The sequence below is a fragment of the Citrobacter sp. Cpo071 genome, from assembly GCF_030332765.1.
In the GTDB taxonomy this organism is placed as follows: Bacteria; Pseudomonadota; Gammaproteobacteria; order Enterobacterales; family Enterobacteriaceae; genus Citrobacter; species Citrobacter portucalensis.
Map to the genome: position 1 here is coordinate 250,279 of NZ_JAOWHE010000084.1, position 25,586 is coordinate 275,864.

Below are 25,586 nucleotides of genomic sequence, written 5' to 3' on the forward strand. Positions count from 1 at the left end.
CGTTGCAGCATCGCCACAATAATCCATCCAGCCTTAATAAAACGGGTCAGGCAATCATTGGCGCGATGATAAAACCAAAGGCAACGCCAGCAATGATCCCACCCAGTCCTGGCAGCATAAACGGATGGTTTAAGACATACTTGCCCACGCGCGTTGTCCCTGTGGTGTCGAACTCCATTGCCGCCAGCGAAGTCGGGTATGTTGGTAGAACAAACACCCCGGTTACCGCCACATAGGAGGCCAGAATTGCCCATGTAGGCACGCCGAGCGCAACGGCCAGAGGGATGATCAGCGGCGTGGTGGCGCCTTGCGAGTAAAGAAGCGCGCAGGTACCAAACAACACCAGTGCCAACAGCATGGGGTAAGCCCGTAGAATATCGCCTGCGATATCCTTAATCTCCGCTAAGTGGGCATCAATGAAGGTCGTTCCCAGTGTAACAATCCCGAGAATGACCGCCAGTGAACTCATCCCCGATCGAAACGTGGATGTCAGGACAATAGCATCGGTTGATGTTTTGCATAACACCACCATCAGGCAAGCGGCAGCCAGCATACAGATAATGATGATATCCCGGGTATTCATTGGGTTGCCTGCATCGAATCCAGGGCGTAGCTGCGGGCAGGCGGCAAGAATAACGATGACGACCGTTGCCAGCATAAACAGGGCGACTGAGAGTTTGGCACCCGGCGTGGTGCTGTTTTGCCCTTCATATTTACGCACTAATCCTTTTTGCAGGCGTTCCAGATAGACTTCATCATCCTGAAGCTCGCATCCCTGACGTGAGGCGATAAAAGCGGCAACCATCGCGGCGACAAACGAAGCTGGCAGACATACCGCCATAACCTGAATAAAAGTGATACCGTTGCCTTCCATAATGGTCAGCATAGCCGCCATTGCGGCACTGATCGGCGAACCGGATATCGCCACCTGGGAGGCGACTACGGATCCGGCGAGCGTACGAGAAGGGCGGATACCGGACTCTTTGGCGACTTCGGCAATCACTGGCAGGGTAGAAAATACAATGAACCCTGTTCCGGCCATAATGGTCATCGACCAGGTGATAATCGGTGCAATAATATTGATATATTTAGGGTTACGCCGCATGAAATTACCGGCAACGCGAACCAGATAATCCATACCTCCGGCGGCCTGTAGCGCCGATGCTGCCACGACAACTGTCATAATAATGAGGATAACGTCAACGGGTGGCGAGCCAATTTGCAGATCAAATCCCAACGTTAAAATAGCCAGCCCCAGACCACCGCATAAACCGATACCTATTCCGCCGAGGCGGATACCAAAAAATATTGCACCCAACACGACGATAATTTCTAACCAAACCATAATGGCCTCCGCCAGAGAATAATTTGTTATTAAAATAAGTGGTTGTTTAATGCTTTATTAATCTGGTGACGGCTGTTATTGCGCCAGAAGATGATGTTTGCCAACTCGTTTTTCGTACCATTTAATACCGGCGCGAACTAATGATCCGGTTGAGTCAATATATTTATCTGGATACTTTCTGACTGCGTCGGCAAGAATGACGGGGACTTCAGTACATCCCAGTACAATGATTTGTGCGCCGCGTGAGAAGAGCACTTCAGCCTGTTCATTCATCAGCGTTTGTGCCCGCTTAAGGTCGCCGGCTTTTAAGCAATAAATACTTTCCATGACCTTTTCCTGACCGGATGAATCAGGACTGATGCAGGTTAAACCAAGAGATTCTATGCCTTTTTGGTAGAGTCCCATGTAAAGGGTGGCGTTAGTAGCAAGTAAACCGATACGTGATTTTCCGCAGTTTTTGACCTCATTCATGGTTGTTTCAACGATACTGAGTAACTCTGTATGACAGCACTCTTTTAATTCATTAAACCAAAAGTGGGCGGTATTACAGGGGATCACAATACACTCCGCACCAGCATCTTCCAGTTTGTGCATATAATCACGCATTGCCGGAAGTGGGGAATGACCATGATGCATTAACGCATCAGTTCGGTCTGGAATATCAGGGATGGATGAAATAATTAATGGAATATGTTCCTGATCGCGTTGTGCTGCGGTAAAGGTGACGAATTTATTAAAAAGATCGACGGTTGCAGCAGGCCCCATACCACCAAGTACGCCAATTAAACCTTTCACGATATATACCTCTAATTTACCGATATTTAATATTCAGAACTGGTGTCTATCTGGTGCTTATGTTTAACAGCAGAGTGTCGTGAGGAGAAATGCAATAATTTTTGGTTCAATGCAAAAAACGCATGAGTGTGATGTCTTTTACCACCTCAGCAGGCCGGTAATCAGCCAGAGGCCCGACATTACGCGGTGGATGAGCGGTCGTGGTCGATGGGTAAAGAAATATGTTAATGTCAAAAACGAAGGCATTATGCAAAAAACGAATCACCAGATGCTAATGTTGAATATCATCACCGGGAATATTCAGGCATGATGCTTAAGACTAATCGACATATTTAAACATCCGCGTGATAGGCATGAAAAATATCGAGACAAAATGGTTATATGATTTTCTGACGCTGGAAGCGTGTCGTCATTTTTCTCAGGCCGCAGAGGAGCGCAACCTATCCCAACCGGCATTTAGTCGGCGGATCAAGGCGCTCGAATCCGCTGTTGGGGTGCTGCTGTTTGACCGTACGACAAGTCCACTGCAGCTGACGGAGGAGGGTAAGTTATTCCATTCGCAGACCCGTAGCCTGCTACAACAGCTGGAATGCAATTTAGATGAGCTAAGTGGTCACAACCTGCTTGGCGTTCCCAATATCAAAATAGCGGCGGCACATTCTCTGTCGCTGACGATGTTGCCCAGATTAGTACATTCAATGTCGGCATGGGGCGAGGAGTTTGTTTACCACGTCGAAGCGATTGACGTAGTCCAGGCGGTGAATACGCTGCGCGAGGGGAAAAGTGATTTTATTATCTCCTTTCGCGATGAAGACTTAATGCAGTCACCTTTCTGCGGCTTGAAGGTTTTTGAGTCTGAGCTCTATCCCGTCTGTGCTGCGGATGCACAGGGTAAGGCGTTGTTTGATATCTATCAGCCGCAGGTGCCGATTCTGAACTATACCAGCACTTCCTACATGGGAAGATTGGTTAACCGTCACCTGGCGGAGGTGGGCAGTATTTCAGCGCGTACGCTGTTTATGTCTTCGATGAGTGAGCTATTGAAGAATATGGCATTGGATGGTCATGGTATCGCCTGGCTGCCAGCGTGGACGATCGTGAACGAACTACGGGATAAGCGCCTGGTTTGTCTGGACACGCCGGAGTTGATGGTGCCAATTCAGGCTTATATTTACCGAATGGATACCCGTTTGAATAAAACGGCTGAGCATTTCTGGCGGATTTTGTACAACCATATGCCAGAGGATCTGGTTACGCTCACTTGATACGCGCCAGCTTGTCTGGCGCGCGGAGATCGTTACGCCACTGCTTTTTCTGTTTGCTGGGCTTTCAGCCAGGCGATCTCTTCGGCCCATATATCCGGATTAATGGTTTCCAGTACCAGCGGAATACCGTCAAAACGATTATCCTGCATAATCCAACGGAAGGCATCATGGCCAATATTACCTTCACCCAGGCTGTGATGACGGTCAACGCGACTGCCAAACGCGCTCTTGGCGTCGTTCAGGTGCATACCGCGTAGATACTTGAAACCGACAATGCGTTCAAATTCCGCAAACGTCTTTTCGCACTCTTCTGCGGAACGCAAATCGTAACCCGCCGCGAAAGCGTGGCAGGTATCAATACAAACGCCAACACGGGACTTATCTTCGACGCCGTCGATAATGGCGGCCAGGTGCTCAAACTTGAATCCCAGATTACTACCTTGTCCGGCGGTATTTTCGATAACTGCCGTAACGCCCTGGGTCTGAGCGAGGACGATGTTGATGGATTCGGCAATGCGCGCCAGACATTCATCTTCCGGGATCTGCATCAAATGGCTGCCCGGGTGAAAGTTCAGCAGGGATAAGCCAAGCAGTTCACAGCGTTGCATTTCATCAAGAAACGCATCACGCGATTTTTCCAGCGCATCGCTGACCGGGTGACCGAGGTTAATCAGGTAACTGTCGTGAGGCAGGATTTGTGCGGAGGTGTAGTGGTACTTCTCGCAGGCAGATTTGAAATCATCAATGATTTCGGTGGTTAGCGGCGCAGCACGCCACTGGCGTTGATTCTTGGTGAACAGGGCGAATGCGGTCGCTTCGATTTCTGCGGCTCGAATAGCGGCGTTAGCCAGACCGCCAGCGGCGCTTACGTGCGCTCCGATATATTTCATAAATTTAACCCGCCATACTCAAATACAAAAAGGGAGAGTATAGCGGGTTAATGGAGGTGAGTCGTGATCGTTTATGCCATCAGGGCGTGGACAGCGACGTTAATCGCACCACCACCGACAATCAGCCAGACAAACAGCAGCAGGGCCATCAGTAACGGTTTGGCACCGGCTTTTTTCAGTGCGCTAACGTGAGTGGTTAACCCCAGTGCAGCCATTGCCATTGCCAGCAAAATGGTGTCCAGCGTTACCAGCATGTTCACAACCGACTGCGGCAGCAGGTGGAACGAGTTAAAAATCGCGACCACAATGAACAGGATGGCAAACCATGGAATAGTGATTTTGCTTTTCTCACCGCCCGTAGCCGGAGACAACTGTTTAACGCGTGCGGCCAGGAGGATGAGGAACGGTGCCAGCATCATGACACGCAGCATTTTGGCAATAACCGCGGCGTTTTCCGCATCCGGGTTAATGGCGTGCCCGGCAGCCACTACCTGTGCTACTTCATGCATGGTGGAACCAATGTAAATGCCGTAGGTTTCTGGGCTAAACCAGTGTGCCAGCAGCGGATACATTGCCGGATACAGGAAGATAGCGATGGTACCGAAGATCACCACGGTGGCAACAGCGACGGTTACCTTACTGGCTTCCGCTTTCACTACCGGCTCGGTTGCCAGCACGGCGGCGGCACCACAAATGCTGCTCCCCGCACCAATCAGCCAACTGGTGTGGCGGTCCAGACCAAACACTTTCTGCCCCAGGAAGCAGGCAATCAAAAAGGTACTGCTCAGCGTTAACACATCAATCACGATACCGCTGACGCCGACGTCAGCAATTTGCGCGAAGGTGAGGCGGAAGCCGTAGAGGATGATCCCCAAACGTAATAAATGTTGTTTAGCAAACAGCACGCCGCCGTCACAGCTTTTCCAGATGTGCGGATAGACGGTGTTGCCGAGGACCATCCCCAACAAGATTGCTAAGGTGAGGGCGCTGAACCCGGCACCTGCGACGGCGGGAATAGATCCACCCCATAAGGCAACCCCAGTGATAACTGCACTCAGGGCAAGCCCCGGAATAAAATGCCACGCTGTACGACGATGAGTCTGCAAGGTGAGTTCTGTCATATCCTTCTCCTTTATCTGGGTAAAAGAGTACGGCGAAGTGGTTTAAAAATAAAATTGATTATATATTTATAATTAATCTATATAAGTGGTATACCCGTCATACTTCAAGTTGCATGTGCGTTGGCTGCGCTCGTTCACCCCAGTCACGTACTTAAGTACGCTCCCGGGGATTAATGAGGGACATCCATGTCCCTCACCAGAGGCCAGCCTTTGGCTGGTCAAATTCGTTCCTGACGAATTTGTCTCTCTCTTGCCGCCTTCCTGCAACTCGAATTATTTAGGGTATAAGTAACGGATATCCGGTGGAAAACGACTATGCATATCACCTTGCGACAACTTGAAGTGTTTGCTGAGGTACTAAAAAGCGGTTCAACGACCCAGGCGTCTGTCATGCTGGCATTGTCGCAATCGGCGGTGAGTGCGGCACTTACCGATCTGGAAGGGCAACTCGGCGTGCAACTGTTTGACCGCGTCGGCAAACGGCTAGTGGTCAATGAGCACGGGCGTTTGCTCTACCCACGAGCGTTGGCGTTACTTGAGCAAACGACCGAAATCGAGCAGCTTTTTCGCGAAGATAATGGTGCTATTCGGGTCTATGCCAGTAGCACCATTGGTAACTATATCTTGCCTGCTATGATCGCCCGCTATCGGCAGGATTTTCCTGATTTGCCGCTCGAGCTGAGCGTGGGTAACAGTCAGGATGTGATCAATGCTGTGCTTGATTTTCGGGTAGACATTGGGCTGATCGAAGGGCCGTGTCACAGTACTGAAATTATCTCTGAACCGTGGCTGGAAGACGAGCTGGTGGTGTTTGCCGCACCGTCGTCACCGCTCACAAAGGGGCCTGTTACGCTGGAACAGCTGGCGGCTTCGCCGTGGATCCTGCGTGAGCGAGGATCCGGTACGCGTGAACTGGTGGATTACCTGCTGTTATCTCATCTGCCGAGATTTCAGATGGCAATGGAGTTGGGTAACTCAGAGGCCATTAAGCATGCGGTACGCCATGGTCTCGGGATCAGCTGCTTGTCGCGTCGGGTCATTGCGGAGCAGCTGCAGGCGGGAACGCTGAGCGAAGTTCCCGTGCCGCTGCCGCGTTTAGTCCGCACTCTCTGGCGCGTGCATCACAGGCAAAAACACATCTCCAATGCCATTACGCGATTTTTGCATTACAGCGACCAGGTCGAGCTGGGCGAATAGGGCGCTTACAGTCGTAAGGTCATCTCTTTATAGAACGGCGGTTATATCTTAACCGCTGTGCGCCGCAAATTTTCTGCTTTACTTATAATCCGCGGCCAGTCATGAAGGTCTCTTATAACAGCGTATTTGTGCCGGAAGAATGCCATTTCGTCTGCTACAATCGCGCCTCATTTTTTGGATGGATAGCATTTTCACATGGTTTCCGAAACTAAAACCACAGAAGCGCCCACGCTACGTCGTGAACTGAAGGCGCGTCACCTGACGATGATTGCCATTGGAGGCTCCATCGGTACAGGTCTTTTCGTTGCATCTGGTGCAACTATTTCTGCAGCGGGTCCAGGCGGCGCGTTGTTCTCTTATATTCTGATCGGTCTGATGGTGTACTTCCTGATGACCAGCCTCGGTGAACTGGCTGCCTATATGCCGGTTTCCGGCTCGTTTTCCACCTACGGTCAGAACTACGTAGAAGAGGGCTTTGGCTTCGCGCTGGGCTGGAACTACTGGTACAACTGGGCGGTAACGATTGCCGTTGATCTGGTGGCCGCACAGCTGGTGATGAGCTGGTGGTTCCCGGACACGCCGGGCTGGATCTGGAGTGCGCTGTTCCTCGGCGTTATCTTCCTGCTGAACTACATTTCCGTTCGCGGATTTGGTGAAGCGGAATATTGGTTCTCACTGATCAAAGTTACCACCGTCATTATCTTCATCGTGGTTGGTGTGATGATGATTTTCGGTATCTTCAAAGGCGCTCAGCCGGTGGGCTGGAGCAACTGGACGACCGGTGATGCACCGTTTGCCGGTGGTTTTGCTGCGATGATTGGCGTGGCGATGATAGTCGGCTTCTCCTTCCAGGGGACAGAGCTTATCGGTATCGCGGCTGGCGAATCTGAAGATCCTGAAAAGAACATTCCACGTGCGGTACGTCAGGTATTCTGGCGAATCCTGCTGTTCTATGTGTTCGCGATTTTGATTATCAGCCTGATCATTCCGTACACCGATCCAAGCCTGCTGCGTAACGATGTAAAAGACATCAGCGTTAGCCCGTTCACGCTGGTATTCCAGCATGCGGGTCTGCTGTCTGCGGCAGCGGTGATGAACGCAGTTATCCTGACGGCGGTGCTGTCGGCAGGTAACTCCGGGATGTACGCCTCCACGCGTATGCTTTATACCCTGGCATGTGACGGTAAAGCGCCGCGTATTTTCGGCAAACTGTCTCGTGGCGGCGTACCGCGTAACGCGCTGTATGCGACCACCGTGGTGGCGGGGCTGTGCTTCCTGACTTCAATGTTTGGCAACCAGACCGTGTATCTGTGGCTGCTGAATACTTCCGGGATGACGGGCTTTATCGCCTGGCTGGGGATTGCTATTAGCCACTATCGCTTCCGTCGCGGTTATGTGCTGCAGGGTCACGATGTGAAGGACCTGCCGTACCGTTCTGGCTTTTTCCCGCTGGGGCCGATCTTCGCCTTTGTGCTGTGCCTGATTATCACCCTGGGTCAGAACTACGAAGCGTTCCTGAAAGACAGCATTGACTGGGGCGGCGTGATGGCTACCTATATCGGTATCCCGCTGTTCCTGATTATCTGGTTTGGCTATAAGCTGACCAAAGGAACCCGTTTTGTTCGCTATAGCGAAATGAAATTCCCGGGGCGCGTGAAGAAATAATTCTTACCAGCTACGGCAGAAAAAACAAAACCCCGGCATGATGAGTGCCGGGGTTTTTTATTGCGCCAGACTTAGAAGCTGTAAGTCATGCCAACCGTGTAACGACGTCCATCAAGAACGGTGTCGTAGGTATCGTAATCGATTTGTTTATCCAGCACGTTATACACGCCAGCGGTCATCAACAGATCCTTGGTTGCATAGTAACGTAAACCAACATCGACCTGAGTATAGGACGGCGTGCCCTGGGCCATGGAGGTACGGCTCAGGTATTCAGACGTTTTCCCGCGCAGATTCAGACGGCTCCAGAAACCGAGATCCTGGGTGGCCTGCCAGTCCAGCGTCGTGTTAAACATATGCTTCGGCATTTTGTTCAACGGCTGGCCAGAGAACTGACCGCTTTTCTGCTCAGATTCCGTGTAGGTGTAGTTCGCGGTCCAGTTGACGTCGGAGGTTATTTTCCAGCCGAAGGTGGATTCTACGCCGCGCATATTGGCTTTATCGACGTTAACGCGATCGCTGACGAAGTCATAAGTCGTATTGCCGATGGTGCAGGCCGGATCGGAACTGCTGTTACAACGGCGAACTTCGGTGATTTTGTTTTTAAAGTCGGTATTGAACAATGTAACGCCTGCGTTGAGGTTGTTGCCGTTATCCCACAGTAAACCGATCTCTTCGCTGAGGCTTTTCTCCGGTTTCAGGTCCGGGTTGCCGACAATGATTCCGTTCAGACGGCCGCCGCCGGTGACCTGTCCCCAACTGGCAGAAGACTGGCGCAGATCCGGTGCACGATAGCCCGCGGAAACGCCACCTTTTAAGGTCCACTGATCGCTCAGATGCCATACGCCATAGCCGCGCGGCGTCCAGTTGTCACCGTAGTTTTCATCCTTATCCATACGCAGACCGCCGGTCAGCGTGAAGGTATCGGTAATGGCCCATTCATCTTCAGCAAACAGCGCCCAGCTCCAGCGGGTCAGTTTGTTCAGTCCATCAGCCGCTTGCAGCTGGTTGCCGTTATCGCGTAGTTTTTCATAACGGTATTGCCCGCCCAACGTCAGGGTGTGCGCCCCAAGGAATACCTGGTTCTGGTTATTGAAAATCGTGTTGTAGGACTTCATCTGGCGACCGGGGTTGTCGGTCTCTTCCTGCTGGACATAGCTGGTGGAGTTGAAGTCGTCGTAATAACCGCTGTGGGTTATTGAGTACGTGGTGTGCACATACTTGTTTTCGCTTTTACTGTTGGGCTTACAGCTTCCGTTACGGCAGTTTTCCTCTGCCATGGATTTGCCTGGCGTACTGTCGCGATCCTGCAATTCACGTGCGTAATCGAAATCGATGTCGTTTTTATCATCTGGCGTAAAGTTCAGGGTTAATCCCCCGCTACGCATACGCTGTTCATTGTAGCCATTTACGATTTCATCTTCTGCGCGGTGGGAGAATAATCCGGTCACCTTCGCGCCAAGTAATCCGTCAATCAGTGGTCCAGACGCATAGGCGTTGGTCTGGTAAATATCGCCGGAGTCTCTGTCTTCCTGGAAAGTGGCATCGCCGTGCAAAGAGCCGGTCCAGGCTTTAGTATTCGACACTTTTTTGGTGATGACGTTAATGACGCCGCCCATCGCATCAGAGCCATAGAGGGACGACATCGGGCCGCGGATTACCTCGATACGCTCGATGGATTCCAGCGGCGGCAGCCAACCTTGCTCAATACCTGAGTTGTCGCTGTTAGGACGTGTACCGCGGGTGCTGATGCGTTTACCGTTGACCAGGAAGAGTGTGTATTGCGAAGCCATACCGCGAATACTGATATCGCTACTGCTCCCCCCGCCAGTGACGACGACGCCAGGGACATCTTTTAGCGCATCGGTGACATCTCGATAGGCTTTGTCCTCAATCTGCTGCTTGGTAATAACAGATATTGAAGCCGGGGCATCCTGAATTTTCTGCTCGAAACCGGTAGCGGTAACGACCACGGTGTCTTGTTCAGCGCCATGGCCGAGTGATGGGAGGCAGGCGACGCATACTGCGGCAGCTACAGCCTTAACGTGAGGTATAGTCATTTGTATCATTCCATTTAAATGAATCAAACTGCGCGTCATGTGAAAGGCCATGACAATTGTATGTATTTGTCTTTTAAGGACTCTTTTCAGTAAAGAAGCGGGGGGATTGTACAAAAGTATGAATATTTGTAAACACAAATGATAATAGAAATCATTTGTGTTTGATATGGTTTGGAGTGAAATGCTTTTTTAATCAATAAGATAGTGGGGGAAGAAAAAAGGAGAAAAAGTGAAGGAATGATGGAGAAATGAAGAGGGCTTCCGCCCTCAACTCAGGAATTACTTCAGCAAATACTGGGCGTGGAAGCGCAGGTGATCCTCAATAAACGACGCAATGAAGTAATAGCTGTGGTCGTAACCAGGCTGGATGCGTAGCGTCATTGGCCATGCGGTCTGACGGGCAGTTTCGGCCAGTACCGCGGGCTGCAACTGATCGGCAAGAAACTGATCGCTGTCTCCCTGATCGATTAACGTCGGGATCGCGTCTGCGGGTTTGCTGGCCAGCATTAACGCGCAGCTATCCCACTCTGCCCACTGTGTTTTATCTTCGCCCAGATAAGCGCTAAAAGCCTTCTCACCCCACGGAACGCGACAAGGGTTTACGATCGGCGCAAAGGCGGAAACGCTGGTGTATCTCCCGGGATTTTTCAGCGCCATAATCAATGCGCCGTGGCCGCCCATGGAGTGTCCGCTGATGGCGCAGCGATCGCTGACGTTAAACTGCGACTGAATCAGTGCCGGAAGCTCATCACGCAGATAGTCATACATACGAAAATGCGTTGCCCACGGCTGCTGGGTGGCATTGAGGTAAAATCCGGCCCCTTGACCTAAATCGTAGCCATCATCGTTGGCAACCTGCTCGCCGCGCGGGCTGGTGTCCGGCATCACGAGAACAATACCCAGCTCAGCTGCAATGCGCTGCGCGCCTGCTTTGGTAGTGAAGTTTTCATCATTACAGGTCAGGCCCGACAGCCAGTACAGCACCGGAGGCGCGGCGTTATCACGGGGTGGTGGAAGAAAAATACTGAAGGTCATGGCGCAATTTAACGTGGCGGAGTCGTGACGCCAGCGTTGCTGCCAGCCTTCAAAACAGCGGTGCTCTTCAAGCATTTCCATGCGTGGCTCCTTGTTGTGTTGAACCTGAATGTGTTTGCGAACTCATCATAATACAGATTATTCATAGCACTGTGAGTAACTTTCACTTCCGCATTGAGCAAACATACTTCATCATCTATATAACTTTACATTAACACTCGACGTCACCGGGCTGAACGACAAGTGAAATCAGCAATGCTGAAAGGCTGTGCCAATTTCAATAATTATCACGGTGAATACTGGATTATGTGCGCCGCCTCACGCACAATGTTCTGGCTGTGACACAGCCTAAAAACTTTGCCCCATGCAGGGCAGAGGCGCCCCACCTGCAGGAGAAGAAGAAATGTCATCACTCAGTAAAGAAGCGGCACTGGTTCATGAAGCGCTGGTTGCGCGTGGTCTCGAAACCCCGCTGCGCCCGCCCGTGCAAGAGATGGATAACGAAACACGCAAACGTCTTATCTCTGGCCATATGACCGAGATTATGCAATTGCTCAATCTCGATTTGAGCGATGACAGTCTGATGGAAACTCCGCATCGCATTGCGAAAATGTATGTCGATGAGATTTTCTCCGGCCTCGATTACGCCAACTTCCCGAAAATCACCGTCATTGAAAACAAAATGAAGGTGGACGAGATGGTCACGGTTCGTGATATCACGCTGACCAGCACCTGCGAACACCACTTTGTCACTATCGATGGCAAAGCGACGGTGGCGTATATTCCGAAAGATTCGGTCATTGGTCTGTCGAAGATTAACCGCATTGTGCAGTTCTTTGCACAGCGTCCGCAGGTACAGGAACGTCTGACCCAGCAAATTCTCACCGCGCTGCAAACGCTGCTCGGGACGAATAATGTGGCGGTATCGATTGATGCGGTGCATTACTGTGTGAAAGCGCGCGGCATTCGCGATGCGACCAGTGCGACCACCACCACTTCTCTTGGCGGATTGTTTAAGTCCAGCCAGAACACGCGTCAGGAATTTCTGCGCGCAGTACGTCATCACAACTGATTAGGGCAGGAACCATGGAGCGTAATGTCACGCTGGATTTTATTCGTGGCGTCGCCATTCTTGGTATCCTGCTTCTCAATATTAGCGCCTTTGGCTTGCCAAAGGCGGCATACCTCAATCCCGCCTGGTATGGCAACATCACCTTATCCGACGCCTGGACCTGGGCGCTGCTCGATCTCTTCGCGCAGGTAAAATTCCTCACGCTGTTTGCTCTGCTGTTTGGTGCTGGTCTGCAAATGCTGCTCCCGCGTGGTAAACGCTGGATCCAGTCGCGGCTTACGTTGCTGGTGCTGTTGGGATTCATTCACGGTTTACTCTTCTGGGATGGCGATATCCTGCTGGCATATGGCTTGATCGGCCTGATTTGTTGGCGGCTGATCCGGGATGCGCCGTCGGTAAAAAGCTTATTTAACACCGGTGTGCTGCTGTATCTGGTGGGCGTTGGCGTACTGCTGCTGCTGGGAGTGATCTCCGGGAGCGAAACCAGCCGCGCCTGGACACCGGATGCTTCAGCGTTGCTGTATGAAAAATACTGGAAAGTGAACGGCGGAATGGAAGCAATCAGCAATCGCGTGGATATGATGTCCAATAGCTTGCTGGCGTTAGGCGCGCAATATGGCTGGCAACTGGCGGGGATGATGCTACTCGGCGCGGCATTAATGCGTAGTGGCTGGCTAAAAGGGCAGTACAGTTTGCAGCATTATCGACGCACTGGCGTTTTGCTGGTTATTATCGGCATGGCGATTAACCTGCCTGCTATCGTCGCCCAGTGGCAACTGGACTGGTCCTACCGCTGGTGTGCCTTCCTGTTACAAGCCCCGCGAGAGTTGGGTGCGCCTTTGCAAACCATTGGTTATGCCGCGCTGATGTTTGGTTTCTGGCCGCAGCTTAGTCGCTTCAAATGGGTCATTGCTATCGCCTGTGTGGGGCGCATGGCATTAACCAACTATCTGTTACAAACCTTAATCTGCACCACGTTGTTTTATCAGGCCGGTTTATTTATGAAATTTGACCGGCTGGAGCTGCTGTTTTTCGTCATCCCGGTCTGGGCGATTAACTTACTTTTCTCTGTCATATGGCTGCGTTTTTACCGCCAGGGCCCGGTGGAATGGCTGTGGCGTCAATTAACCCTGCGTGCTGCGGGGACATCATTACCACGAACATCCAGATAACGATCTGGATCACATTCATTAACAAAATGGATGTAAGCGCTTTCATTCCTGTGACATCACTCACGCAGTCCGTTTCATTGTGCTGACAAAATACCCAGCCTGGGGTGTCTGCGGGCAGCCGCAATCTAAAACAGGGCAGTGAATATGGTAACCATTCGTGATGTGGCACGGCAGTCTGGCGTTTCTGTAGCGACCGTTTCCCGCGTACTGAACAACAGTGCGCTGGTGAGTCCCGATACGCGTGAAGCGGTAATGAAGGCAGTCACTCAGCTTGGCTATCGACCTAATGCCAACGCACAAGCGCTGGCGACGCAGGTTAGCGACACGATTGGTGTTGTCGTCATGGATGTATCAGATGCGTTTTTTGGCGCGCTGGTAAAAGCCGTGGATATGGTTGCCCAGCAGCATCAGAAGTATGTCCTGATTGGCAACAGCTACCATGAGGCGGAAAAAGAACGTCATGCCATTGAGGTGTTGATTCGCCAACGCTGTAACGCGCTGATTGTACACTCTAAAGCGCTGAGCGATCGGGAACTGGCCGAGTTTATGGATCAAATCCCCGGCATGGTACTGATCAACCGCCTTGTTCCTGGCTACGCCCACCGTTGCGTCTGCCTGGATAACATCAGCGGTGCCAAAATGGCTACCCGAATGCTGCTAAATAATGGTCATCAACGCATCGGTTATCTGGCATCAAGCCACCGCATTGAAGATGACGCCATGCGCAAAGAAGGATGGTTAACTGCCCTGAAAGAGCAAGGGATTGTTGCGGCAGAAAGCTGGGTCGGCACCGGTTCGCCCGATATGCAGGGCGGAGAGTCCGCGATGGTGGAATTGCTGGGGCGTAACTTACAACTGACGGCGGTCTTCGCTTATAACGACAATATGGCAGCCGGCGCGCTGACTGCGCTAAAAGATAACGGCATCGCTATTCCATTACACCTTTCTATCATTGGCTTCGATGATATTCCCATCGCGCGTTACACCGATCCGCAGCTAACCACTGTGCGCTATCCCATTGCCTCAATGGCAAAAATGGCGACGGAGCTTGCGCTACAGGGTGCGGCTGGCACGTTGGATCCGCAGGCATCGCATTGTTTTATGCCAACGCTGGTGCGTCGTCATTCAGTAGCGCTGCGGCAGAATGCGGCACCGATCACTAACTCATAACGTTGCGCGATGTAACCGCTTTCAATATGTGAGTAAATTCACAGTATATTAACAATGCGATAGCTATGATGACACTGTTTGTTGCGCTGTAACTACTATGTAACGGTGAATAATCACTTTCATCGAGGTATAGGTGCCTTAAACAAAAATTAAAGCCTGTTTTTGGAGCGTTGCCAGACACGGAAGAAATATTTTTTAAAAGTGAGCTTCGGCGTTCAGTAACACTTCAGTAACGTTCTGCCTGCCGAGCATTTATCTCAAGTACTACCCTGCATAATAAAACCGGAGATACCATGAATAAGAAGGTGTTGACCCTGTCTGCTGTAATGGCAAGCATGTTATTCGGCGCGGCTGCGCACGCTGCTGATACCCGCATTGGTGTGACTATCTATAAGTATGACGATAACTTTATGTCTGTAGTACGTAAGGCTATTGAAAAAGATGCCAAAGCGGCACCAGATGTACAGCTGCTGATGAACGACTCGCAGAACGACCAGTCCAAACAAAACGATCAGATCGACGTGCTGCTGGCAAAAGGCGTTAAAGCACTGGCGATTAACCTGGTTGACCCGGCAGCTGCTGGCACGGTCATTGAAAAAGCACGCGGACAGAACGTACCGATCGTATTCTTCAACAAAGAACCTTCTCGTAAAGCGCTGGACAGCTATGACAAAGCGTATTACGTCGGTACCGACTCTAAAGAGTCCGGCATTATTCAGGGTGATTTGATTGCCAAACACTGGGCAGCTAACCCGAACTGGGACCTGAACAAAGACGGCAAAATTCAGTTTGTTCTGCTGAAAGGCGAACCGGGACACCCGGATGCTGAAGCACGTACCACTTACGTGATTAAAGAGCTGAACGACAAAGGCATTAAAACTGAGCAGCTGCAGTTAGATACTGCAATGTGGGATACCGCTCAGGCGAAAGATAAGATGGATGCGTGGATGTCTGGTCCAAACGCGAACAAAATTGAAGTGGTTATCGCTAACAACGATGCGATGGCAATGGGTGCAGTTGAAGCGCTGAAAGCGCACAACAAAACCAGCGTACCAGTATTTGGTGTGGATGCGCTGCCTGAAGCGCTGGCTCTGGTGAAATCTGGCGCCATGGCCGGTACCGTCCTGAACGATGCCAACAACCAGGCGAAAGCCACCTTCGATCTGGCGAAAAACCTGGCTGACGGCAAAGGTGCGGCAGATGGCACTAACTGGAAAATTGAGAACAAGATTGTTCGCGTACCGTACGTAGGTGTCGATAAAGATAATCTGGCAGAGTTCACCAACAAATAAATACTCCGTATGTGGGCGCAATTTCATTGCGCCCTTAATAACGCACTCTGCAAGGCCAACAAGGTATAATTATGGTCAGCACACATACTCAGTCGTCAGGCGAATACTTGTTGGAAATGACCGGCATCAACAAGTCCTTCCCCGGCGTTAAGGCGCTTGATAATGTCAATTTAAAAGTCCGCCCGCATTCTATTCACGCCCTCATGGGAGAGAATGGAGCGGGGAAATCAACATTATTGAAATGTCTTTTCGGCATCTATCAAAAAGATTCCGGCAGTATTTTATTTCAGGGTAAAGAAATCGATTTTCATTCTGCGAAAGAAGCGCTTGAAAATGGTATTTCGATGGTACACCAGGAATTAAACCTGGTATTACAACGTTCTGTAATGGACAACATGTGGCTGGGACGCTATCCCACCAAAGGCATGTTTGTCGATCAGGAAAAAATGTACCGCGATACCAAAGCGATATTTGATGAACTGGATATTGATATCGATCCGCGTGCGCGTGTCGGCACATTATCCGTTTCACAAATGCAGATGATTGAAATTGCGAAAGCATTCTCCTATGACGCCAAAATCGTCATCATGGATGAGCCAACTTCATCGTTAACCGAAAAAGAAGTTAACCATCTGTTCACCATCATCCGTAAGCTGAAAGAGCGTGGATGCGGTATTGTTTATATCTCTCACAAAATGGAAGAAATCTTCCAGCTGTGCGATGAAATTACCGTTCTGCGCGATGGCCAGTGGATTGCGACCCAGCCGCTGGAAGGGCTGGATATGGATAAGATCATCGCCATGATGGTTGGACGTTCACTGAACCAACGTTTTCCGGATAAAGAAAACAAACCTGGTGAAGTCATTCTGCAAGTGCGTAACCTGACCTCGCTGCGCCAGCCGTCGATTCGTGATATCTCGTTTGATTTGCACAAAGGGGAAATTCTTGGGATTGCCGGTCTGGTAGGCGCAAAACGCACGGATATCGTTGAAACGCTTTTTGGTATTCGTGAGAAGTCATCGGGTACGATTACGCTACACGGCAAAAAGATTAATAACCACAGTGCAAATGAAGCCATCAACCATGGTTTTGCACTGGTCACGGAAGAGCGCCGCTCAACCGGTATTTATGCGTATCTGGACATTGGTTTTAACTCGTTAATTTCTAATATCCAAAATTACAAAAACAAAGTCGGTCTGCTGGATAATTCCCGCATGAAGAGTGATACCCAGTGGGTAATTGACTCTATGAGGGTAAAAACGCCGGGTCATCGTACGCAAATCGGTTCACTTTCTGGCGGTAATCAGCAAAAAGTGGTTATTGGTCGTTGGTTATTAACCCAGCCAGAAATTCTGATGCTGGATGAACCGACGCGCGGAATCGATGTTGGTGCGAAATTTGAAATTTATCAGTTGATTGCCGAACTCGCGAAAAAGGATAAGGGGATTATTATTATTTCCTCTGAAATGCCGGAGCTGCTGGGTATTACCGATCGTATTCTGGTGATGAGCAATGGTCTCGTTGCTGGAATTGTTGACACTAAAACAACAACGCAAAACGAAATCCTCCGTCTTGCGTCTTTGCACCTTTAAGATTAGGGGCTCCTCATGAGTGCGTTAAATAAGAAAAGTTTTCTTACTTACCTGAAAGAAGGCGGAATTTACGTTGTTCTTTTGGTTTTGCTGGCGATTATTATTTTCCAGGATCCCACTTTCTTAAGCTTACTGAACCTGAGTAATATTCTCACGCAATCCTCGGTGCGTATTATTATCGCATTGGGTGTGGCTGGACTGATTGTTACCCAAGGGACCGACCTGTCGGCGGGGCGTCAGGTTGGCCTGGCGGCAGTGGTGGCGGCAACTCTGTTGCAGTCGATGGAGAATGCCAACAAGGTGTTCCCGGAAATGGCGACGATGCCGATCATTGTAGTGGTGCTGATTGTCTGCGTGATTGGCGCCATTATCGGTCTGGTGAACGGTATTATCATTGCTTATCTGAACGTAACGCCGTTTATTACCACACTGGGTACGATGATTATCGTTTACGGGATCAACTCCCTGTACTACGACTTCGTCGGCGCATCGCCAATTTCTGGCTTTGACAGTGGATTCTCAACCTTTGCGCAGGGCTTTATTGCACTGGGCAGTTTCCGACTCTCCTACATCACTTTCTATGCGCTGATTGCGGTGGCTTTTGTGTGGGTGCTGTGGAACAAGACCCGCTTCGGTAAAAACATTTTCGCCATCGGCGGAAACCCGGAAGCTGCGAAAGTGTCCGGTGTAAACGTTGCGCTGAACCTGCTGATTATCTATGCGTTGTCTGGCGTGTTCTATGCCTTCGGTGGTTTGCTGGAAGCCGGACGTATCGGCTCAGCGACCAACAACCTCGGCTTTATGTATGAGCTGGATGCGATTGCGGCGTGCGTGGTTGGCGGCGTGTCGTTCAGCGGCGGGGTAGGTACCGTGTTTGGCGTAGTGACCGGTGTGATCATCTTCACCGTCATCAACTACGGTTTGACCTACATCGGCGTGAACCCGTACTGGCAGTATATTATCAAAGGCGGCATTATCATCTTCGCGGTCGCGCTGGACTCACTGAAGTACGCGCGTAAGAAGTAATCTGGGAAGAGAAAAATAAAACCGGTGCAGAGGCATTCTGCATCGGTTTTTTTATTTGATAAAGAGTAACCAGATACCAGTGAACAGTGCACCAATGGCCATACCGAAATAAACGATGATATAGCTCCAGTAAGTGCTGGGTTCTTTAGCGCGAGAAATGATCATTGGCGTCTGCGAACCTTTCACTGTTTTCTCGACGATACCGGAACGCAGTCCCTTCAGGCCTTCTCTGCACGTCCAGAGAACAATCATCAGTACGCCAATAACGATAAAGATCGTTTTTCCTTCCATGCTTATTTTCCTTGTTTCTTTTGTAATTCGAGTAATTGTTCAGGCGTGACCGCCGGATACCCCTGCGCATCGTCCGGTACCTGATGCATGGTAGGGATGGGCACCAGTGGACCTAAAAAACGGGGCTCACGTTTGAAAATGTAGAGATCGGCGAGTGCGCCAAAACGGGCGCCAAATTCACGTACCCGCACTGTGAGCATATCTTTTGGCGAAGGTACGGCGTAGCACTGGGCCTGGATACCCATATGCAGCGCAATAAACAAGGCGCGCTCACAGTGGAATCGTTGAGTAATAATGATGAAATCGTTGGTATCGAACACCTTGCGGGTACGCACGATGGAGTCAAGAGTCCGAAACCCGGCGTAATCAAGCACGATGTCAGCGGGATCGACGCCTGCGGCAATCAGATCCTTACGCATCGTCATGGGTTCGTTATAGCTTTGCTGGGCATTGTCGCCGCTTAACAGCAGATAGTTTACCTTCCCGCTGTTATAGGCGTTCAATGCGCCCTGAATACGGTAGCGGTAATACTGATTGATGACGCCGGTGCGGTAATACTTCGCCGTGCCCAGAACCACACCTACCTGGCGGTAGGGCAAATCCTGCAGTTCGTCGTAAATGTAGGGAGCCGTCTTCCAGCTCATCCACCGATCGAGTCCAAGCACAGTCAAAAGCAGCAAGCCTAGCAGGACTAACAGGCTGTAAAACACGCGCTTTAACATGCAGAAAACTCGTTATTTGGATGGAATTTCAATCAGGCTACTGTACCGGAAGACGTAGCGCAAGAAACAGCAGTCTGATTGAGGGGATTTTAGGCATTCTGCATAGTGCCGGATGGCGGTGTAAACACCTTATCCGGCCTACGAACTGGCGTTATTGAGTCGATTAACCCAGGAGAACGCGCTCAATATTATTGCAGCCCAGTGCTTTCAGCGTGGCGGAGGTCGCATCCCACTGAATCAACGGCGCGTCGGCTTTTTCAGCCAGCACGGCGCGTTGGATATCTGGATAATCATAACCGTTCAGATTCAACAGGTTTAACGCGCCTTGCAGCGGTGGCAGGGTCGGGTTAAAGGCGGCATTTTCAGCATAGCTGCCGCTAAAAATACGGCCATCTTTACACTCCAGCGCCACGCCGCTTGGGGATTTGCTGTACGGCATATGACATCTGTTGGCAGCAGTGATTGCCGCTTGGGTCAACGCATCGCCCTGCAGCGCGAAGCCGTGATCCTGATCGTCCATCAGCAGCGTTTTAATCTCCAGATCTTTCGGGCCGAAGGCATCTGGCAGGTAATCACGCAGCATGTGTGGCGCACGTCCCGGCAGATGAATCCGTAAATCCAGTCCGCTGTTCAGTTCGTTCATAAACTGGCGACAGTGGCCGCACGGCGTGTAGTTGACGGTGATGGCGGCGAGCCCTTTTTCACCGCGCAGCCAGGCGTGGCTGATAGCGCTTTGCTCGGCATGAACAGTTTGCTGCATGGTCGCGCCCAGGAACTCCATGTTCCCACCGAAGTACCAGTTGCCGCTGATGCCGCGAGAAATTGCCCCAACGTTGAAGTTGGACAGCGGAGTACGTGCGCAGGCCGCAGCCAGCGGCAGCAGAGCGAATGCCAGCGCGTCTTCGTCCAGTCCCGATTCGCGTTTCAGCAAAGAGACCTGCTCAGCAGTCAGCATGGCGGGGAAATGCACATCCGCCAGAACAGGGGCCAGGGCTGATTGCAAGTTATCCGCGAGTTGGGCAAAAGCAGTTTGAAAACGTGGATGCATGGCGATGCCTCATAACAATGTAATGGAATCGTAGTTTACGGGCCTGTTATGGCTTTATATGTGATCCAAATCTCATTGTGTATGCAACTTATGAAACTTAAATGAAAAATGTGCAACGCATCGCAAATAAATAGCTAAAAAATGAAGATTAACCCACCACTGCCAGAATAATCGGGAACAGGAACGGGGCTACCAGCGAGGTAATAATGCCGCAGATGACCAGCGCCAGTGAGCTAAACGCACCTTCCTGATAGTCCAGTTCCGCACAGCGTGCGGTGCCCAGGGCGTGCGACGCGGTGCCCATTGCCAACCCACGTGCGGCCTTAGTGCGGATACGCATCGCATTAAGCAACGTATGACCAAACACTGCCCCCAGGATACCGACAAAGATGACGCATACGGCGCTGATCGCCGGAATGCCGCCAATACTGCCACCCACCGCCATAGCGATAGGTGTAGTGACCGATTTTGGCATAATAGACGCGGCAATTTGCGGTGATGCGCCCATCAACAAGGCTATTGTTGTACCTGTTACCATCGCCACAACGCTCCCGGCAAAACAGATAGCAATGATTGATTTCCAGCGGGCGCGAATCTGGTGCAACTGTTCGTATAACGGATAGGCCAGTGCAACCACAGCAGGTTGCAGCAAATCGTTCAGCACTTCGCTGCCTTTGAAATAGTGATCGTAGGGAATACCGGTCAGCAGCAGAATGGGAATAATCACCACCATGGCAACCAGCAGCGGATTCAGCAAAGGCATTTTAAAGCGAGCTGCCAGCTTACGTGCGCCAAAAAATACCGCCAGCGTAAGAGGTAACGACCACCAGATATACGACATCATTTTTTTGCTTTAGCCTCTTTTTGCCCAACGATTTTGCGCTCACCGTGCACAATGTGCGAGCTCCAGCTCACCACCAGGAAAACGACCAGCGTACTGATGGTACAAGACACCACCACCGGACCAAATTGCGCGCGCAGCAGGTCAAAGTACTGCATGATCCCCACGCCAATCGGGACAAACAACAGGGCCATATAGCGAATCAGCACGTAGCAGCCGGGGTTAACCCATTTTGCCGGTAACACCTGCAAAGCCAGTAAGACAAACAGAATCAGCATGCCGATAATGCTGCCCGGAATGGTGATGGGGAGTAGCGATGCAAGAAAAATACCTGCATAGAGGCAGGCATAAATCAGGACGAATGCGCGCAAATATTGCCAGATAACGTTCAGTGCTTTGCTCATAGTTGAAACCCTTGACGAGACTGATTCATCATACAATTAAACTTAAAAACGTGCTACCGATCACATCATGAATTCTAAGCATAGAGGAAATAGATATCTGGAACATCGGGCGATGGCCCTAACTCTCCGCGCTAAACTTGTGCCAGGTAGTACAGAAAACGATTCAGGGCGGTAGTAGGCGTTTCGTTGTTGCGCCAGAATACGCCGACGCTGCCTTTTTGTTCAATCTTCGGCAGATTCAGGATAGCTAGTTGTCCCTGGGCGGCATACCGTTGTGCCAGCCGTAGAGAAAGAATAGAGATCATGTCGCTACTTTGCAGCAGGTTGGTACTGACGTTGATTGATGCCGATTCAATGATGTTTTCCGGCAACATTACGCCGTTATCAACCAGCGCGTTATCAATGCTTATCCGGATAGGGGTTCCTGTCGGCCAGACAATCCAGCGCCAGTTAGCCAGATCGTGCCAGGTGAGCAGGGGTAATTTTGCCAGGGGATGATCGGGGCGGGCGACGAAACAGACCGGCTCGGTATACAGCACTTGATAATTGAGCGGCAACTGAAGCGCCCGACCGCCGACCCGACCGACGACGACATCCACCGAACCCGCGAGCAGATCGTGCAGCAGCGGGGTCATCACTTTCTCTTCAATATTTAGATGCAGGGTTGGCAGTTCTGTGAGCAAACCCAGTATTGCCTGTGAAACACAGTCGGTCGCTACCGGCGAGCAGCCAATCTTCAGACTCCCTACAAGGCCGCCTTGCTTAAAACGGGCGATTTCATACTGCGAACGCTCCATATCATTGATCAGGCGTTGGGCATGTTGCAGTAGCAACTTGCCGCCTTCGGAAGGGCGCAAGCCTTTACTGTGACGTTCAAAGAGCGTGATGCCAATCTCATCTTCGAGCTGTGATAACCATTTCGACAATGCGGGCTGGGTGATATTCATCATCCGGGCGACGTGCGTCAGATTTCCCTGTTCGCCCAGCGCGATAAGCGTTTGCAGGTGTTGCAACTTCAGTTTCTGCGCCCAGTTTGCCATTTGCTATAACCTCCAGGTTATGCCTCTGCATGAAAAGCCATTGTACATTTCATCTCCAAACATACAAAGTCGCAACATACCTAAAACAAAACAGACATCTACTCTACCTGCACTGAGGCATTCACTATGACTCAACAACGTGATCTACAAGCACTGATCGATTCCGCCCCCGTCGGTAAGACCCAGTGGCGCGTTATCATCTGCTGTTTTCTGGTTGTCATGCTCGACGGATTTGATACCGCGGCGATTGGTTTTATCGCACCCGATATTCGCACTCACTGGCAGCTGACTGCTGGCGATCTGGCACCGCTGTTTGGTGCAGGTCTGCTGGGGCTGACCGCTGGCGCGCTGCTCTGTGGCCCGCTGTCCGACCGTTTTGGCCGCAAACGGGTGATAGAACTCTGCGTGGCGCTGTTCGGTGCACTGAGCCTGCTCTCGGCTTTTTCACCCGATCTGCAAACGCTGGTTATTTTGCGCTTTCTTACCGGCTTAGGGCTGGGCGGCGCGATGCCGAATACCATTACTATGACCTCGGAATACCTGCCCGCGCGTCGGCGTGGCGCACTGGTCACCATGATGTTCTGTGGCTTTACTCTGGGATCGGCAATGGGCGGTATCGTCAGCGCACAGCTGGTGCCGGTGATTGGTTGGCACGGCATTCTGGTGCTGGGAGGCGTTCTACCGCTAATGCTGTTTGTTGCTCTGCTGTTTGCGCTACCGGAATCCCCGCGCTGGCAGGTTCGTCGTCAGTTGCCGCAAAACGTGATTGCCAGAACCGTTAGCGCCATCACCCGGGTACGTTATGACAATACCCATTTTTATCTCAACGAAGGTGCCGCGATAGCTAAAGGCAGCATTCGCCAGCTGTTCGTTGGGCGACAGCTGCCTATTACTCTGATGCTATGGGTAGTGTTCTTTATGAGCCTGCTGATTATTTATCTGCTCTCCAGCTGGATGCCAACGCTGCTTAACCATCGTGGAATTGATCTGCAGCATGCCTCCTGGGTAACTGCCGCCTTCCAGATTGGAGGAACGCTGGGGGCACTGGCGCTGGGTGTGCTGATGGACAAATATAACCCTTTCCGCGTGCTGGCCGTGAGTTATGCGCTGGGCGCAGTGTGCATCGTCATGATTGGCCTGAGCGAAAACGGTCTGTGGCTGATGGCACTGGCTATTTTTGGCACCGGCATCGGCATCAGCGGTTCTCAGGTTGGTCTTAATGCGTTAACCGCTACGCTTTATCCGACACAAAGCCGGGCGACGGGCGTCAGCTGGTCTAATGCAGTGGGGCGCTGCGGCGCGATTGTCGGCTCGCTTTCCGGCGGGGTGATGATGGCGATGAATTTCTCATTCGATAACCTGTTTTTCATTATTGCCGTCCCGGCGGCCATCAGCGCGGTAATGCTTACGCTGCTGACGGTTGTTATCCGCCAGTCGGCCTCTGCCTCAAATACTCTGCCACGCGCAGGTGTTGTGAATGAATAAGGAGAATCCCTATGTCTGAACTGAATCAGGACGTTAAGAACAGCCGTCAGCAGTTTTACCAGCATATTTCCGGGCAGAATCTGACCCCGCTGTGGGAGTCGCTGCACCGCCTGGTGCCGCCAACACCGAACGCACATTGCGCGCCTGCGTACTGGAACTATCAGGAGATCCGCCCGCTGCTGCTGGAAAGTGGCGATCTGATTGGCGCGAAAGAGGCGATTCGCCGCGTGCTGGTGCTGGAAAACCCAATGCTGCGTGGACAGTCTTCAATCACCCCAACGCTGTACGCGGGATTGCAGTTAATTATGCCGGGCGAGGTTGCGCCGAGTCATCGTCATAATCAGTCTGCACTGCGCTTTATTGTCGAAGGGAAAGGCGCATTTACCGCCGTGGATGGTGAGCGCACCCAAATGCATGAAGGCGATTTTATTCTGACGCCGCAGTGGCGCTGGCACGATCACGGCAACCCGGGCAGTGAACCGGTGGTGTGGCTGGACGGTCTGGACCTGCCGTTGGTGAACCTACTGGGCTGTGGCTTTGCGGAAGACTACCCGGAAGATCAGCAGCCGGTCACGCGCAAGGAAGGGGATTACTTACCGCGCTACGCGGCCAATATGCTGCCGCTGCGTCATCAGAAAGGTAACTCATCGCCGATTTTTAACTATCGCTACGATCGCAGCCGTGAAGCACTGCATGACCTGACGCGCATGGGCGACGCCGATGAGTGGGACGGTTACAAGATGCGTTACGTCAACCCGGTAACCGGCGGTTATCCCATGCCTTCGATGGGAACCTTCCTGCAACTGTTGCCGCAGGGCTTTTCCTCACGAATGGCGCGTACCACCGACAGCACTATCTACCACGTGGTGGAAGGAAGTGGGCAGGTCACCATCGGCAATGAGACCTTCAACTTTTCGCCAAAAGATATCTTTGTGGTGCCAACCTGGCACGGCGTGTCGTTCCAGACCCACGAAGAGACCGTCTTATTCAGTTTTTCGGACAGACCGGTTCAGGAAGCACTGGGGTTGTTCCGCGAAGCACGCTATTAATTTGGGAGAGAG

General features: G+C 51.4%; 23 protein-coding genes. 11 read left to right on the plus strand and 12 right to left on the minus strand.

The annotated features are described in order from the left end of the window. Positions 1-46 precede the first annotated feature (46 nt). Together OGY09_RS16450 and cuyB are read right to left on the minus strand one after the other, a co-directional pair. Positions 47-1,345, minus strand: a complete 1,299-nt coding sequence (locus tag OGY09_RS16450; RefSeq protein WP_008785273.1) for an anaerobic C4-dicarboxylate transporter — start codon at positions 1,343-1,345, stop codon at positions 47-49. A 75-nt stretch (positions 1,346-1,420) separates the two neighbouring features. After that, positions 1,421-2,140, minus strand: coding sequence for a cysteate racemase (gene cuyB, locus OGY09_RS16455; RefSeq protein ID WP_032944007.1), 720 nt, complete (start codon positions 2,138-2,140; stop codon positions 1,421-1,423). Between the two features lie 353 nt (positions 2,141-2,493). On the opposite strand from cuyB, the gene hypT reads away from it, so the two are divergent. Further along, positions 2,494-3,405: a hypochlorite stress DNA-binding transcriptional regulator HypT gene (gene hypT / locus OGY09_RS16460; protein WP_020996669.1), complete on the plus strand. Its 912-nt coding sequence runs from the start codon at positions 2,494-2,496 to the stop codon at positions 3,403-3,405. A 32-nt stretch (positions 3,406-3,437) separates the two neighbouring features. Here hypT and nfo read toward each other — a convergent pair whose 3' ends face one another. Continuing rightward, complete coding sequence (nfo, locus tag OGY09_RS16465; protein ID WP_032944004.1) at positions 3,438-4,295, minus strand: deoxyribonuclease IV; 858 nt, start codon at positions 4,293-4,295, stop codon at positions 3,438-3,440. 71 nt (positions 4,296-4,366) lie between these two features. Beyond that, positions 4,367-5,416, minus strand: coding sequence for a YeiH family protein (locus OGY09_RS16470; RefSeq protein ID WP_008785269.1), 1,050 nt, complete (start codon positions 5,414-5,416; stop codon positions 4,367-4,369). A gap of 315 nt (positions 5,417-5,731) precedes the next feature. On the opposite strand from OGY09_RS16470, the gene yieE reads away from it, so the two are divergent. Both yieE and lysP read left to right on the plus strand, forming a co-directional pair. Continuing rightward, positions 5,732-6,613, plus strand: a complete 882-nt coding sequence (gene yieE / locus OGY09_RS16475; RefSeq protein ID WP_003834519.1) for a DNA-binding transcriptional regulator YeiE — start codon at positions 5,732-5,734, stop codon at positions 6,611-6,613. A 195-nt stretch (positions 6,614-6,808) separates the two neighbouring features. Continuing rightward, on the plus strand, positions 6,809-8,278 hold the full coding sequence (gene lysP, locus OGY09_RS16480; protein ID WP_003834517.1) for a lysine-specific permease: 1,470 nt from the start codon (positions 6,809-6,811) through the stop codon (positions 8,276-8,278). 71 nt (positions 8,279-8,349) lie between these two features. Here the strand turns inward: lysP and OGY09_RS16485 are convergent, their stop codons facing one another. Next, complete coding sequence (locus OGY09_RS16485; RefSeq protein WP_032944002.1) at positions 8,350-10,335, minus strand: ligand-gated channel protein; 1,986 nt, start codon at positions 10,333-10,335, stop codon at positions 8,350-8,352. Between the two features lie 279 nt (positions 10,336-10,614). Continuing rightward, positions 10,615-11,451: an S-formylglutathione hydrolase gene (gene fghA, locus OGY09_RS16490; RefSeq protein ID WP_008785267.1), complete on the minus strand. Its 837-nt coding sequence runs from the start codon at positions 11,449-11,451 to the stop codon at positions 10,615-10,617. 322 nt (positions 11,452-11,773) lie between these two features. On the opposite strand from fghA, the gene folE reads away from it, so the two are divergent. The 6 genes from folE to mglC all read left to right on the plus strand — a co-directional run bounded on the left by folE (position 11,774) and on the right by mglC (position 18,694). After that, entirely contained in the window at positions 11,774-12,442 is a 669-nt protein-coding gene (folE, locus tag OGY09_RS16495; RefSeq protein WP_003027410.1) for a GTP cyclohydrolase I FolE, read from the plus strand. 14 nt (positions 12,443-12,456) lie between these two features. After that, positions 12,457-13,614, plus strand: a complete 1,158-nt coding sequence (gene yeiB, locus OGY09_RS16500; protein WP_032944001.1) for a DUF418 domain-containing protein YeiB — start codon at positions 12,457-12,459, stop codon at positions 13,612-13,614. Between the two features lie 144 nt (positions 13,615-13,758). Then, positions 13,759-14,784 carry an HTH-type transcriptional regulator GalS gene (gene galS, locus OGY09_RS16505; RefSeq protein ID WP_032943995.1) on the plus strand — a complete coding sequence of 342 codons (1,026 nt, stop codon included), beginning with the start codon at positions 13,759-13,761 and terminating at the stop codon, positions 14,782-14,784. Positions 14,785-15,077: 293 nt separating this feature from the next. After that, positions 15,078-16,076, plus strand: a complete 999-nt coding sequence (gene mglB, locus OGY09_RS16510) for a galactose/glucose ABC transporter substrate-binding protein MglB (RefSeq protein ID WP_003027399.1) — start codon at positions 15,078-15,080, stop codon at positions 16,074-16,076. A gap of 71 nt (positions 16,077-16,147) precedes the next feature. Continuing rightward, positions 16,148-17,668, plus strand: coding sequence for a galactose/methyl galactoside ABC transporter ATP-binding protein MglA (mglA, locus tag OGY09_RS16515; protein ID WP_003027396.1), 1,521 nt, complete (start codon positions 16,148-16,150; stop codon positions 17,666-17,668). Between the two features lie 15 nt (positions 17,669-17,683). Then, positions 17,684-18,694, plus strand: coding sequence for a galactose/methyl galactoside ABC transporter permease MglC (gene mglC, locus OGY09_RS16520; RefSeq protein ID WP_003027393.1), 1,011 nt, complete (start codon positions 17,684-17,686; stop codon positions 18,692-18,694). Positions 18,695-18,745: 51 nt separating this feature from the next. Here the strand turns inward: mglC and OGY09_RS16525 are convergent, their stop codons facing one another. From OGY09_RS16525 to OGY09_RS16550, 6 genes are all read right to left on the minus strand, one after another. Next, positions 18,746-18,985, minus strand: coding sequence for a DUF2542 family protein (locus OGY09_RS16525; protein ID WP_003834502.1), 240 nt, complete (start codon positions 18,983-18,985; stop codon positions 18,746-18,748). Positions 18,986-18,987: 2 nt separating this feature from the next. Continuing rightward, positions 18,988-19,707 (minus strand): outer membrane permeability protein SanA, encoded by a 720-nt coding sequence (sanA, locus tag OGY09_RS16530; protein WP_003027383.1) that lies wholly within the window; start codon positions 19,705-19,707, stop codon positions 18,988-18,990. A 163-nt stretch (positions 19,708-19,870) separates the two neighbouring features. Further along, positions 19,871-20,755 carry a cytidine deaminase gene (gene cdd / locus OGY09_RS16535; protein ID WP_032943994.1) on the minus strand — a complete coding sequence of 295 codons (885 nt, stop codon included), beginning with the start codon at positions 20,753-20,755 and terminating at the stop codon, positions 19,871-19,873. A gap of 148 nt (positions 20,756-20,903) precedes the next feature. Then, complete coding sequence (locus tag OGY09_RS16540) at positions 20,904-21,599, minus strand: CidB/LrgB family autolysis modulator (RefSeq protein WP_003027380.1); 696 nt, start codon at positions 21,597-21,599, stop codon at positions 20,904-20,906. After that, the gene (locus OGY09_RS16545; protein ID WP_003834497.1) at positions 21,596-22,000 is read right to left on the minus strand and encodes a CidA/LrgA family protein; all 405 of its coding nucleotides are present in this window, start codon (positions 21,998-22,000) and stop codon (positions 21,596-21,598) included. Before OGY09_RS16545 ends, OGY09_RS16540 begins: the two co-directional genes overlap by 4 nt. A 131-nt stretch (positions 22,001-22,131) precedes the next feature. Further along, complete coding sequence (locus tag OGY09_RS16550) at positions 22,132-23,040, minus strand: LysR substrate-binding domain-containing protein (protein WP_032943992.1); 909 nt, start codon at positions 23,038-23,040, stop codon at positions 22,132-22,134. Between the two features lie 126 nt (positions 23,041-23,166). Here OGY09_RS16550 and mhbT point away from each other — a divergent pair, with 126 nt between their 5' ends. Continuing rightward, positions 23,167-24,525 carry a 3-hydroxybenzoate transporter MhbT gene (gene mhbT / locus OGY09_RS16555; protein ID WP_032943991.1) on the plus strand — a complete coding sequence of 453 codons (1,359 nt, stop codon included), beginning with the start codon at positions 23,167-23,169 and terminating at the stop codon, positions 24,523-24,525. 11 nt (positions 24,526-24,536) lie between these two features. Further along, positions 24,537-25,574: a gentisate 1,2-dioxygenase gene (gtdA, locus tag OGY09_RS16560; protein WP_032943990.1), complete on the plus strand. Its 1,038-nt coding sequence runs from the start codon at positions 24,537-24,539 to the stop codon at positions 25,572-25,574. Positions 25,575-25,586 lie beyond the last annotated feature (12 nt).